This window comes from Sporosarcina limicola (assembly GCF_014873855.1).
GTDB classification, from domain to species: Bacteria; Bacillota; Bacilli; order Bacillales_A; family Planococcaceae; genus Sporosarcina; species Sporosarcina limicola.
In genome coordinates, this window is sequence record NZ_JADBEL010000002.1 from 115,149 (window position 1) to 128,233 (window position 13,085).

The window sequence follows — 13,085 nt, forward strand, 5'->3', positions numbered from 1 at the left end:
CGTCAATCACCACTTTCCATAATTTCAACGAGCCTTTCCCTTAATTCGTTTAATTGGTCATCGATACTGACAACAATTCGACCATGATTCGTTTCGATATAACATTGAGTAGATTCGAAATCATCATTTGCGAAAATAAGGAATGGCACGTCCGGTGGAAAAATTGATGTAAGTTCAGCACGATTATCAGAAACAAGTTTAAAATAGGTTGATGAAACATATAGCCTAATTTCCTTCATTTCACGCGCTTCTTTCAATGCTCTTCTGACAATTGATAAATAAACTTCTTCATCTTCTTTAAGGGAATGACCGATAATTCGCTTTGCAGTAAGCATAGCTAATTCCAAAATGACTCGTTCCTGACTTACAAGGTATTTATCCGCATTGATATGGGACTGTTCCGTTGCATCATTCGCTTGTTGTATTGAAATTTCCATGTCAGATAACGCCTTGTTTCGTCCCTCTTCATAACCCACTTGAAATCCTTCGTCATACGCTTGTTGCTGTAGTACCATTTTTTCATTTTCCCAAGTGGCCTGCATAGACGAAATATCATCCATTGCAGTCTGTCGTAACTGTTCGATATTTACTTTTTCCTGCTCAATCGTTCCATTCGCCTCTTTATACAGTCGATCTCGTTCCGCAAGGAGGACATCCAAAGAGAGCTTCTCTGGATGTTTCATATCTTGGGAAACAGAAAGACTTCTTATGCTGATTTTTCTTGTTTTTCTTTCTTCAAAAATCGTGTCGTGGGAACGAAATATATTAGACAATAATGTCATCTCCTCCACCACGTGCAATGATGATTTCACCAGAATCCTCTAGTCGTCTTATGATGCTTACGATTCGAGTTTGAGCTTCTTCAACATCACGCAATCGAACAGGCCCCATGATTTCCATTTCCTCTTGAAAGGATTCTGACATCCGTTGGGACATATTTTTAAACAATATTTCCTTCACTTCTTCACTTGAAACCTTCAAAGAAAGAATTAGATCATCATTTTCACAATCACGGACAATCCGTTGAATCGAACGGTTATCCAATGTAACGATATCCTCGAAAACAAACATCCGCTTCCTTATTTCCTCAGCTAATTCTGGATCCTGGATTTCAAGCGCATCAAGAATCGTTTTTTCGGTCGTTCTATCCACACCATTGAGCACTTCGACAACCGCATCTACACCGCCTGTTTCTGTGAAATCCTGTGTAACAGTCGAAGATAGTTTTCTTTCTAAAACCGCTTCAATTTCACTCAATACTTCCGGAGATGTAGAATCCATCAATGCAATTCTTTTCGCAATATCGGCCTGCATCTCTTGAGGCAATGATGACAAGATCACCCCTGCTTGTTCTGCTTCTAGATATGATAGAATAAGCGCGATTGTTTGAGGATGCTCATTTTGGATAAAATTCATAATTTGGGCTGGATCTGCACGTCTAGCAAAATCAAACGGCCTCACCTGCAAGGAAGATGTCAAGCGATTAAGAATCGCTTGAGCATGTTCCTTTCCAAGTGCCTTCTCTAGGATTGTTTTGGCATAACCAATCCCTCCTTGGGAAATATAATCTTGGGCAAGGGCTATATTATGGAACTCCTCAATAATTTCATCCTTAACCGAAGCTTCCACTTTTTTAACACTCGAAATTTCTAGTGTTAGGCGTTCTATTTCTTCTTCATTCAAATGTTTATAAACTGCTGCCGATACTTCCGGACCAAGAGATATGAGCAGGAGTGCTGCTTTTTGCTTCCCTGTCAGCCCTTTTTCTTTCCTAACCACTGTTCATACCTCCGTCATTCTTCGGCTATCCACGTACGCAATAGTTTCGCAAATTCATCCGGCTTCTCTTTCGCCATCTTTTCAAGCTGCTTTCTACGTACAGTACCCTCTGTTTCAATTTCGTTATTAATATCATCCACCTTATAAGATACAGACTGTTCTTCAATAACGAACTCTTCTTCTAGATTGCTGTCTTTTCGTCTACTGCGAATGAATAAGAAAATCAATAGTACGATAATCAAGAGAAGTATTCCTCCTGCAATATATATCCACAATGGAATCACAGGTTCTTTTTCCTTATCATCGTCAATTGTCTTGCTATTGAACGGTTGAACGGAAACGACAATTTTCTCTTTCAAGTCTTCTTCCGTTAATATGCCCGCCGCTTCTTTATCAATTGACGTACGAATGATTGTCTCAAGTATACGCTCGACATCATTCCTTAACTCCTGCTCTATTTTATCTTCTTCTTTTGCATTAGTAGGTTCATCGAGCATGACTTGAATTCCGATATCTCGGATTTTATAAGGACTTTCAACAATTTCTTTCCTGATTCGGTTTACTTCATTGTTCACCGATTCTTCAATTCTTTCATAATCGCCGTTCGAAAAATTCCCTTCAACGTAACTTGTTCGATTATCTGTCGGATCTTCTGCTTCGGGCTTTCCTCCAGCGACTGGATTGTTCCCTGCAAATGATTCCGTAATACGCTGAACGCTTAATGCAATTCCTTTCATACTTTCCTCATCAACAGGAGTGACAAGCGTCTCCTCCCTGTTTTCAATTTTGAAATCGATATCCGTAGTTACCGAAACTAGGACCTTATCATGCCCCATCATTGTCCCAAGCATCATTTGCACTTGGCGTTGCAAGTCGCGTTCAATCGTCTTTTTAACCGTCATTTGATCTGCTATACTTGTACCGTATGAATTACCATTGCTATTCAACTCGAAGTACTCAAAATATTGGTTCATAATCACAATGTCATCAGTTGACAGATTCGGCAAACTTTTAGATACGAGATTATAAAGTGCATTAATCTGTGGTTCATTGAATTTATGACCCGGATCTGTCTTCAACATGATTGAGGCGCTTGCTCCCTGCGTAGTTTCACTAACAAATACACTTTCAGTCGGCAGGGTAATCATCACTTTCGCGTCTTTCACACCTTCGATTTCTTTAATCAAGTTTGCAAGTTCTGTTTGCATAGCTGCGAGCTTAATCATATTGAATTCGTTGTCTGTCGTCCCGAAACCAGCATTTTTCGCGAAGTACGAATAATCAGGAGCTCCTGAGTCTGGAAATCCTTCCGCAGCTAGTGTCACAAGCAGTTCGTCAACCTGTTCGCGAGGTACTAAAATCGAAGTCCCTCCCGATGTGACCTTACTTTGTACGCCTTTGCTATCTAACTGTTCTTTGATACGTCCGATTTCCCCTCGCGATGCATCTGAGTATAATGGAACGTAATTTGTTTTCGATAAAAAGAAAGTCAGAATCGTAGCTAGTATAATTATAGCGATACCAAATCCAATATAATTAATTTTTTGTTTTTTTGTACGGCTTGACCAGAACTCCCGTATATCCGTTCTGCTCTTCGCCAATCTTTCATTCATCATAATCCCCCGGTCAGGTAACGTAATTCATTATTATGGACTAACTTATACAAATTGTTTATAATCAAACCGGCATCCGGATGATTTCTTGATACGCTTCTACTACTTTATTTCGTACTTCCATCGTTGCATTTAAGGCAATTGTGGCTTTTTGGGCCGCAATCATAACCTCATGCAGTTCGACGTCTCCACCAAGGACCAGTTTTTGTGTCAATCCATCCGATACATTTTGTTTATTATTAACGTCCTGTATTGCATCTTTTAAGAAACTCCCAAAACTTTGTTGGGCCTCATAGGGTGTAAGTTTTTCCTGTGCACCCGTCTTGATTATTCCAGCAGAAGGAGCAACATTAAAAATTGATTGAATAGCCATTCGTTTAACATCCTTTCAGTACTATCATTTTCCTATTTCAAGTGCTTTCATAAGCATAGATTTATTGGCATTCAAAACGGTAACGTTCGCTTCATACGAACGAGTAGCAGACATCAAGTCAATCATTTCTCGTAAAGGATCGACATTCGGCATTTCAACATACCCATCCTCATCCGCATCGGGATGAGAGGGATTAAAAGCTAATTTAAAGGGTGTTTCAGTATCTTCTTTTATGTTTGAAACCTTTACCCCATATCCAGCAGACCCTTTTATCTGTTTGCCCTTCGCGACGTTGAGCATCGATGAAAATTGACCTTCTCGTGGTTGGAACGTAACAGACTTCCTACGATACGGCTGCCATTCCCCATCGACCATTTTTCCTCGTGTCGTTTCTATGTTTGCCATATTGGACGAAATGACATCCATCCGCATCCGTTGCGCCGTCAGTGCAGAGGCAGAGGTATTCAAGCTGTGAAACATTGTCATTCTTAACGACCTCCTTTGATGACATTTTGTAACGTATTAAATTTTCCGTTAAGTCGATCTACAACTGCATTATAATAAATCTGGTTTGCTGCAAGATCAGCTTGTTCCTTATCCATGTCGACACCATTTCCATTATGTCGATAGCGGAGATTCGAATAATCGAAAACACCCATGTGCTTACTGTTCGTTTTGAAAGCAACATGACGCTCATCTGTTCTATATGCTTCCAATGAATTTCCTTTAACATTGGCAAAGACTTCTTTGAAACTAACATTTTTCGCTTTATAGTTCGGCGTCTCGTTATTTGCGATATTTTGCGATATTGTTTTTCCTTTCATAGCGGAAAAATCTAATCCACGTTCAAGATGTGAAATTGTTGTTCCGAAAATATTCATTGGTGTCACCTCATATCTTCTAATGTTGAATCGAGAAGGCAAAACTAGTAAACTACCTCTCTCGTATATACTCATATTGTATCGAACTTTGCTGAATTTTGTCTACCAAATTTCGACAAAAAATTGTGGTCCTTATTATCCCTTTTTCATAAACGAGCACAAAGAATCCATTATATGTTAGGTATTTACTCACTAGAATGTATTATTTGTATTTTTTAAACTGTAATTAAATCATCTTTTATACTATAATAAAATATTATTGTAAATTTAGTGCATCCACTTATAACTAAATACCTATTACGGATTGTAAAGGTTAATAAGCCAAAATTTAAGGCCCATTACAGGTCGACAAAAGTGGCCAGTATATCTTAGCCATCCTTTTCTTACCCACTCTATTTCAGAATATGTACATAGAAGCCTTGTCTATTTTCAGAAAACACCTTCTGGAGTTTCAACTAAAATCGTTTCTTTTCCCTTGCCGTCATACTCCTTCAAAATATAAAAAAGTGATTTTTGTTATAATTTCATCAAAAAGTGCTGGAAATTGAGCTTACTGTTACTTCTTCCCTTATAGTTGAGAACTATCTTCCTATAGATTACCTCCATTAACAGACACAGACACACACACACACACAAAAAAAAAAAAACACATCTACTGAATTCAGTAGATGTGCCAAGTAAGCTTGTTATTAAGATTTTTGTTTTTCTAATTCCTCAAGGAATTTACTGTTAAGTACTTTGATATACGTGCCTTTCATCCCTAATGAACGAGATTCAATAACACCAGCACTTTCAAGTTTACGGAGCGCATTCACGATAACCGAGCGTGTGATGCCTACACGGTCCGCGATTTTAGATGCAACAAGAAGACCTTCGTTGCCATCAAGTTCCTTAAAGATATGTTCAATTGCCTCATGTTCACTATATGATAATGAATTAATCGCCATTTGAACAACTGCTTTACTGCGTGCCTCAGTCTCAATTTTTTCGGATTTTTCACGTAAAATTTCCATTCCAACAACTGTAGCACCATACTCCGCAAGTATTAAATCGTCGTCTTGAAAATCTTTTGCAAGTCTCGCCAGGATTAATGTACCTAATCGTTCGCCACCACCAATAATCGGAACAATCGTCGTCAAACCCTCTTTGAACAACTCACGGTTTTCATTAGGGAAAACTGTATGAGGACTATACACATCTAAATTAGAAGATGTTTCTCTAACTTCGAACAACCTGTTTGTGTAGTCTTCCGGGAACTTACGGTCTACAAACATTTGCTTCATACGATCATTCTCTATTTGATGATGAATTTCAAGCCCTAGCAATTTCCCTTTCCGGCTGACGATGAAAGCGTTGCAATCTATGACTGAGCTAAGCTTTTCCGCCATTTCCTTAAAGTTAACAGGTTTACCGGCCGATTCTTGAAGCATTGCATTAATTTCACGTGTTCTTGATAATAAATTCATTTGTTTTTTTCCTCCTCAAATTAATTGCTGGGTGTTTAATGAATATTCTAAAGGTTTTTAATCATTAAATAAAGTAAAACGATTCGATTATAATATAAAATGTGACAAATCTTTGTTTTTTGCGATATCTTTCAGTTTTTCATCCACATACTCAGGTGTTATTTTAATTGTAGCAGGGCCAATTTCGGCCGCTTCGTACGATAGTTCCTCGAGTAATTTCTCCAAAATTGTATGAAGTCGTCTCGCACCAATATTTTCAGTGTTGTCGTTCACTTCAAAAGCAATTTCCCCAATTCTATAGATGGCTTCATCCGTGAAATCCAACACGATATTTTCAGTTGCCAGCAATTTTTCATATTGACGGATAAGGGAAAAGTCCGGCTCTTTCAATATGCGAACAAAATCATCCTTTGAAAGCTTCTCAAGTTCCACACGAATCGGGAAACGCCCTTGTAGTTCAGGAATGATATCAGAAGGTTTTGCTGTGTGAAAAGCTCCTGCGGCGATAAACAATATGAAATCCGTTTTGACAGCACCATATTTGGTCGACACAGTTGAACCTTCAACGATTGGTAAAATATCCCTTTGCACACCTTCACGCGATACATCTGCCGAAGAGCCTCCGCCATTTCGGCTTGCAATCTTGTCCATCTCATCAAGAAAAATAATACCCGACTGCTCTGTCAACTCGATTGCTCGCCTTGCAATTTCGTCATGATCAATCAGTTTGTCCGCTTCTTCTGCTTCAAGTACTTTGCGGGCATCCTTCACTTTCAATTTACGTTTCATCGTCTTCTTTGGCAAGAGGGAGGACAGTGCATCTTGCATATTCGCACCCATTTGCTCAATCCCTGAACCCTGCAGAGCATCATAAATAGATGGTTGTTGAGCAGCAATTTCAACTGTAATCATTTCTTCTTCAAGTAGTCCCGCCCTAAGACTTGATGCAATCTCAGATCGTTTCAGCTTCACTTCGGCAACTTCCGCATAATTAGGCTCTTCCTGCTCTGTCTTTTGACCGAACAGCATCTCGAATGGATTTTGAAGCCCACCCTTTTTCTGTTTTTCAGGCACAAGTAATTCGACCAGTCGTTCTTCAGCAAGTACAGCAGCTTGACCTTTCACTGCTTCCCGTTGCTCTTCCCGCACAATCCGAATGCCGGTTTCGGTCAAGTCCCTTATCATTGACTCGACATCACGACCCACATAGCCGACTTCTGTAAATTTCGTTGCTTCCACTTTTATGAACGGAGCATTGACGAGTTTAGCGATTCTTCTGGCGATTTCAGTTTTCCCAACACCAGTCGGACCCATCATTAGAATATTTTTAGGAATGATTTCACTTTTCTCCTCATCCGGAAGAAGACTCCTTCTGTACCTGTTACGGATTGCGATGGCCACTGCTCGCTTTGCATTGTCCTGACCGACAATATACCGATCAAGATGGGCTGTCAATTCCTTGGGTGTCAGTTCTTGTCTGGTTATCATTCGAGTACCTCCACAATAATCTGATCGTTCGTGTAGACACATATTTCCGATGCCGTTTCCAGTGCTGCTCGGGCAATTTCGGTTGCGGTCAGTGAATGTCCGCTATATTTTTTCAAAGCGCGACCGGCGGCAAGCGCGTAATTGCCACCGGAACCGATTGCGAGAACACCATCATCTGGTTCAATCACTTCACCCGTACCGGAAACAAGTAATAATCGTTCACGATCCATGACGAGTAGCATCGCCTCAAGTTTCCTTAGGATACGATCCCCACGCCATTCTTTCGCAAGTTCTACGGAAGCACGTTGAAGATTTCCGTTATACTCCGTCAATTTTGCTTCAAATAGGTCAAATAACGTAAATGCGTCCGCGACAGATCCCGCAAAACCTGCCAATACTTTGCCACCGAATAATCTTCGGACTTTTTTTGCGGTACGTTTCATGACAACTGCATTTCCAACGGTCACTTGTCCGTCACCTGACATTGCACATGAGCCGTTATGACGAATCGCGAAGATTGTCGTTGCATGGAATTCCATCGAATCATCCTCCTATGCTCGCGGATGCGTATTCATATACGTTTTCCGTAGATGCTCTTTCGTTATATGTGTATAGATTTGTGTAGAAGATAAGTGACTATGTCCGAGTAATTCTTGAACAGATCGCATGTCTGCACCACCCGCCAGCAGATGTGTTGCAAAAGAGTGGCGAATCATATGTGGGTAGATTTTCGAATGAAGGGAAGCACGCTCCATCATCCTATTCAAAATATGTCGCACACCCCGATCGGTTAGTACGTCCCCACGTAAGTTAACAAACAGCCAGTCATGCTCCTTCTGTTTCATCAATAACGGACGGCTTTTCTCTCGGTAGTTATCGAGTGCCGTTTGTGCAAAACTTCCGAATGGGATGTAACGCTCCTTGCGCCCTTTCCCCATGACCAGTAGAATGCCAAGGTGATCATCGATATCCTGAATACGAATGGCCGTTAGTTCACTTACGCGCATGCCGGTTGCATACAATAGCTCAAGGAGTGCAAAGTCACGTAACGACTTCTTATCTTCCCCTTCGCAAGCTGAAAATAACAACCCTAATTCCTCTTCATAAAAAAAAGCCGGAAGCCTTTCTTTCTTCTTAGGATGGTGAAGCGAACGAAATGCCATATCGTTAATAGCATGTCTAGAATGAGCGTATTTAAAAAAAGAACGGACGGATGAGATCTTTCTTGAAATCGACGCTCTAGAAAAGCCTCTATCATACAACCCAGTCACATAAAGCCTCGCTTCAGGATAGGTAACCTCATTCAAATCCGTTATTCCCTCTACTTCTAAAAATACCAAAAATGCATCTACATCTTTTTCATATTCCGCAACGGTGTTAGATGAATAATTTTTCTCCAAGCGTACATACGATATGTACTCATCACGTATAACTGATGGTTGGATTAACATTCATTTCACCCCCAAATTGAAAAGCATCTAAATTATAGCAAAATTACAAGTCCTTTGAATAGTATTTCACATTATACGAATACCAATCAGGAATTTCAATTTACAATAACCGTAAAATGGCGACTAATTTGGAAATTCAAAAGTCATCCACGATTCACTATACAGTACACGATGATCATCCTGCAACTTATCAATGCATAGAAGTCAGACTTCTAACCATCAATTCATTATTTCGTCACATTTTGTACATACAATCAAATATGTCTCGGCGTATTTGTACCCTGATTCAAGTAAGAGAGTTAGCCAGCGTTCTGCAGTATTCAACAGGGGTTTGAATCCGCACTGAATTGTCTACCCACTTTGCATTCATCTCACCACTATATGGAAGTTGGAGATGAATGCCGAATGCAGATAAAAAGAAGCCCGGAATATTACTTCCAAACTCCCCTTCCATTCGTTCACTATTTTTCAATACGAAACGATTGGTAGAAACTTTTCGATTGCTTTCAATGCACGTTCTGCATGTTTTTCCGAACGCTCAAGCTTTGACTTCACGCGTTCCCCAAGATCTGGGAACAGACCGAAATTGATGTTCATCGGTTGGAAGTTCGCAGGATTAGCTTCTGTAATATACCTTGCCATGCTTCCAAGTGCCGTTTCATTCGGAAAAAGGAAAGGCTCTTTGCCAAGTGCAAGATTGGCAGCATTTACTCCTGCTATGAGTCCACTGCCCGCCGATTCGACGTAACCCTCAACGCCGGTCATCTGTCCTGCGAAAAAAATGTTACGGTTTGCTTTCAACTGGTAGGTCGCATCAAGGACACGCGGCGAATTAATGAACGTATTTCGGTGCATCACACCGTATCGAACAATTTCGACGTTTTCAAGACCAGGAATTAGACTAATGACTTCCTTTTGCGCTCCCCACTTCATATGTGTCTGGAAACCGACTAGATTATACAATGTTCCAGCCGCATCGTCCTGGCGGAGTTGAACGACTGCTCTAGGACGTTTACCAGTTCTAGGATCTTCCAACCCGACCGGTTTCAATGCACCAAACAAGAGTGTTTTTTCACCACGTTGCGCGATTACTTCAACTGGCATGCAACCCTCAAAATAAATCTCTTTTTCAAATTCTTTTAGCGGCGCGACTTCCGCCGCGATAAGTGCTTCGTAAAAACGCTTAAACTCTTCGGCATTCATCGGGCAGTTTAAATAAGCTGCCTCCCCTTTGTTGTAGCGGGATTTCAAATACACTTTATCCATATCAATTGAATCTTTTTCAATGATTGGCGCCGCAGCATCATAAAAGTATAAATAGTCTTCGCCAGTCAGTTTACGAATCTGCTCCGCCAGTGCCGGTGATGTTAACGGACCTGTCGCGATGATCATGATGCCCTCCGGAAGTTCCGTCACCTCCTCGTTGACGATTTCAATAAGTGGATGATTGCGAATCATATCCGTCACCTTATCGGCGAACTCATGACGGTCTACCGCCAAAGCGCCACCAGCAGGAACCGCACAAGCGTCTGCTGCGCCAATAATGAGGGAACCCAGTCTCCTCATCTCTTCCTTTATCACTCCGACTGCGTTGGTTAAGTTGTTCGCACGTAATGAGTTACTACAGACGAGCTCTGCAAACTTGTCTGTATGATGGGCTGGCGTCTGTTTTACAGGCCTCATTTCATAAAGCCGGACATTCACCCCACGGTTAGCTATCTGCCACGCAGCCTCGCTTCCCGCGAGCCCTGCACCTATGACATTTACGATGGATGTCATTCTGTCACCCTTTTCTTTGAAGTATATTATTGTGTATCCTCTTTATAGTCACATTCCGTACAATTGACTTGTACACCTTTTTTCAATTTCTTTTCTACTAATGACTTATCACACTTCGGACATGGCCTGGAGATTGGTTTATCCCAAGAAACATAATCGCATTCCGGGTATTGATCACAGCCATAGAAGATGCGTTTCGTTTTACTCTTCCGTTCAACGACCTGTCCTTCTTTACACTTCGGACATGTAACGCCGATTGGCTTGATGATTGCTTTTGTATTGCGACACTCAGGGAAATTTGAGCAAGCCATGAATTTTCCATATCTACCCAACTTGAATACCATAGGAGATCCGCATTTTTCACAATCTTCACCGGCAGGTTCATCTTTTATTTCGATTTTTTCCATTTCAGCATCCGCGATCTGTACATGTTTCTCAAAATCCCGATAGAATTCGTCGATGATTGTTACCCACTTCACATTGCCTTCTTCGACATTATCAAGTCCCCGTTCCATATGTGCAGTGAATTCAACATCAATGATATCTTGAAAATATTCATTCACTGCTTGGTGGACAATTCCTCCAAGCTCTGTTGGAATAAATCTTTTCGCATCAAGTGTCACATAGCCACGCTTTTGGATTGTATCCAATGTTGGCGCATATGTTGAAGGTCGACCGATTCCAAGTTCCTCGAGCGTTTTCACCAATCTCGCTTCCGAATACCTTGGCGGTGGTTGCGTAAAATGCTGTTTCGGATCGATATCGCTATAATTCACACGTTCCCCTTCTTCGAGCGGAGGAAGGATGCGATCTTTTTCTTCTTCTTTATCGTCATCGCCTTCAACATACACTTTCATAAATCCTTGGAATTTCACTTGCGAACCTGTCGCCCTGAACCGGACATCCCCATTCACTAGATCGACCGTTACCGTATCAAGTACCGCTGGAGCCATCTGACTGGCTACAAACCGTTCCCAAATGAGCTTGTACAGACGCAGTTGGTCACGCGATAATACCGTTTTCATAACGGATGGCGGACGCATAACAGATGTTGGTCGTACCGCTTCATGCGCGTCCTGTGTTTTGGTCGTTTCTTTCTTTACGGCTTTCGAAGTGGCAACGTATTCCTTGCCATACATCGATTCGATAAACGAATGCGCTTCCGTTTTAGCAGTATCGGAAATTCTTGTTGAGTCCGTTCTCATATAAGTGATGAGACCGACACTACCTTCTTTTCCGAGGTTGATCCCTTCATAGAGCTGTTGCGCGAGCATCATAGTCTTTCTCGCCCTGAAGTTCAACTTTCGGGCCGCTTCCTGTTGTAGTGAAGACGTTGTAAACGGCAGTGCCGGATTTCTTTTACGCTCTTTTTTCACAACGCTTGCAATTTCGAATTCGTCTCCGTCCAGTTGGCTGAGAATTCCATCCACCTGTTTTTTATCCGTCAGTTTCACTTTTTTCTTTGCGTCTCCATAAAATGCTGCTTCGAAGGTTTGTTGACCTTTTTTAAATTGGCCCACTATGCTCCAGTACTCTTCAGGGACGAATGAATTGATTTCAACTTCTCGGTCAATAATCAGACGCAATGCCACGGATTGGACGCGTCCTGCGGAAAGGCCCTTCTTCACTTTTTTCCAAAGAATCGGACTGATGTTATAGCCCACAAGCCGGTCAAGTATTCGACGCGCCTGTTGCGCATCGACCAAGTCCATATTTATTGGCCTTGGATTTTTAAAGGATTCCTTAATAGCATCCTTCGTGATTTCATTGAAGACTACACGGCAATCCGATTCGATATCCACACCCAACTGGTGCGCAAGATGCCATGCAATCGCTTCCCCTTCTCTGTCAGGGTCAGCCGCGAGAAAGATTTTTTTTGCTTTTTTTGCTTCTTTCTTCAAGTCTTGAAGAATTGGACCTTTGCCGCGAATCGTAATGTATTTCGGTTCATAATTATTTTCGGTATCTACGCCCATCTGACTACGTGGAAGATCGCGTAAGTGACCAAGTGATGCCCGCACTTTATATTTTTTCCCGAGATAACGCTCGATCGTTTTTGCCTTTGCAGGAGATTCTACAATTACTAAGTAATCTGCCATTAAGTGTTTTCCTCCTTAAAGAGGTTCCATATATTTATTCGTCAAAAGAGGTTGTTCAAAGGGTAGAAACGCAACCATCTCTCCGAACAAGGACTCAAAAGAATATCTGTTGCAAAATGTATAACAGATTTGATTTTTTTGCAAATATTTCAACAA

12 protein-coding genes are annotated in these 13,085 nt (G+C 41.2%); all 12 read right to left on the reverse strand.

Annotated features, from left to right (window positions below; genetic code table 11):
- Positions 1-2: 2 nt before the first annotated feature.
- Complete coding sequence (fliH, locus tag H4683_RS02670) at positions 3-782, reverse strand: flagellar assembly protein FliH (RefSeq protein ID WP_192597285.1); 780 nt, start codon at positions 780-782, stop codon at positions 3-5.
- Positions 766-1,779, reverse strand: a complete 1,014-nt coding sequence (gene fliG / locus H4683_RS02675) for a flagellar motor switch protein FliG (RefSeq protein WP_192597286.1) — start codon at positions 1,777-1,779, stop codon at positions 766-768. The genes fliH and fliG overlap by 17 nt, the downstream gene beginning before the upstream one ends.
- Positions 1,780-1,793: 14 nt before the next feature.
- Positions 1,794-3,392 (reverse strand): flagellar basal-body MS-ring/collar protein FliF, encoded by a 1,599-nt coding sequence (gene fliF, locus H4683_RS02680; RefSeq protein ID WP_192597287.1) that lies wholly within the window; start codon positions 3,390-3,392, stop codon positions 1,794-1,796.
- 64 nt (positions 3,393-3,456) lie between these two features.
- The gene (gene fliE / locus H4683_RS02685) at positions 3,457-3,765 is read right to left on the reverse strand and encodes a flagellar hook-basal body complex protein FliE (protein ID WP_192597288.1); all 309 of its coding nucleotides are present in this window, start codon (positions 3,763-3,765) and stop codon (positions 3,457-3,459) included.
- Between the two features lie 24 nt (positions 3,766-3,789).
- Complete coding sequence (flgC, locus tag H4683_RS02690; protein WP_192597289.1) at positions 3,790-4,251, reverse strand: flagellar basal body rod protein FlgC; 462 nt, start codon at positions 4,249-4,251, stop codon at positions 3,790-3,792.
- Positions 4,252-4,253: 2 nt separating this feature from the next.
- A complete protein-coding gene (gene flgB, locus H4683_RS02695) occupies positions 4,254-4,646 on the reverse strand; it encodes a flagellar basal body rod protein FlgB (protein ID WP_192597290.1) in 393 nt (130 codons plus the stop codon).
- Positions 4,647-5,335: 689 nt separating this feature from the next.
- Positions 5,336-6,112 carry a GTP-sensing pleiotropic transcriptional regulator CodY gene (codY, locus tag H4683_RS02700; protein WP_192597291.1) on the reverse strand — a complete coding sequence of 259 codons (777 nt, stop codon included), beginning with the start codon at positions 6,110-6,112 and terminating at the stop codon, positions 5,336-5,338.
- An 87-nt stretch (positions 6,113-6,199) separates the two neighbouring features.
- Positions 6,200-7,600 (reverse strand): ATP-dependent protease ATPase subunit HslU, encoded by a 1,401-nt coding sequence (gene hslU / locus H4683_RS02705; protein WP_192597292.1) that lies wholly within the window; start codon positions 7,598-7,600, stop codon positions 6,200-6,202.
- A complete protein-coding gene (hslV, locus tag H4683_RS02710) occupies positions 7,597-8,139 on the reverse strand; it encodes an ATP-dependent protease subunit HslV (protein ID WP_192597293.1) in 543 nt (180 codons plus the stop codon). Before hslV ends, hslU begins: the two co-directional genes overlap by 4 nt.
- Before the next feature lie 12 nt (positions 8,140-8,151).
- Entirely contained in the window at positions 8,152-9,051 is a 900-nt protein-coding gene (gene xerC, locus H4683_RS02715; protein ID WP_192597294.1) for a tyrosine recombinase XerC, read from the reverse strand.
- 468 nt (positions 9,052-9,519) lie between these two features.
- Positions 9,520-10,830, reverse strand: coding sequence for an FADH(2)-oxidizing methylenetetrahydrofolate--tRNA-(uracil(54)-C(5))-methyltransferase TrmFO (trmFO, locus tag H4683_RS02720; protein ID WP_192597295.1), 1,311 nt, complete (start codon positions 10,828-10,830; stop codon positions 9,520-9,522).
- A 26-nt stretch (positions 10,831-10,856) separates the two neighbouring features.
- A complete protein-coding gene (topA, locus tag H4683_RS02725) occupies positions 10,857-12,929 on the reverse strand; it encodes a type I DNA topoisomerase (RefSeq protein WP_192597296.1) in 2,073 nt (690 codons plus the stop codon).
- Positions 12,930-13,085: the final 156 nt, after the last annotated feature.

Bases quoted from the DNA above. Each gene is read 5' to 3' on its own strand.
- fliH (WP_192597285.1), bottom strand. From the start codon at position 782: ATGACATTATTGTCTAATATATTTCGTTCCCACGACACGATTTTTGAA.
- fliF (WP_192597287.1), bottom strand. From the start codon at position 3,392: ATGAATGAAAGATTGGCGAAGAGCAGAACGGATATACGGGAGTTCTGG.
- fliE (WP_192597288.1), bottom strand. From the start codon at position 3,765: ATGGCTATTCAATCAATTTTTAATGTTGCTCCTTCTGCTGGAATAATC.
- flgC (WP_192597289.1), bottom strand. From the start codon at position 4,251: ATGACAATGTTTCACAGCTTGAATACCTCTGCCTCTGCACTGACGGCG.
- flgB (WP_192597290.1), bottom strand. From the start codon at position 4,646: ATGAATATTTTCGGAACAACAATTTCACATCTTGAACGTGGATTAGAT.
- codY (WP_192597291.1), bottom strand. From the start codon at position 6,112: ATGAATTTATTATCAAGAACACGTGAAATTAATGCAATGCTTCAAGAA.
- hslU (WP_192597292.1), bottom strand. From the start codon at position 7,600: ATGATAACCAGACAAGAACTGACACCCAAGGAATTGACAGCCCATCTT.
- hslV (WP_192597293.1), bottom strand. From the start codon at position 8,139: ATGGAATTCCATGCAACGACAATCTTCGCGATTCGTCATAACGGCTCA.
- xerC (WP_192597294.1), bottom strand. From the start codon at position 9,051: ATGTTAATCCAACCATCAGTTATACGTGATGAGTACATATCGTATGTA.
- trmFO (WP_192597295.1), bottom strand. From the start codon at position 10,830: ATGACATCCATCGTAAATGTCATAGGTGCAGGGCTCGCGGGAAGCGAG.
- topA (WP_192597296.1), bottom strand. From the start codon at position 12,929: ATGGCAGATTACTTAGTAATTGTAGAATCTCCTGCAAAGGCAAAAACG.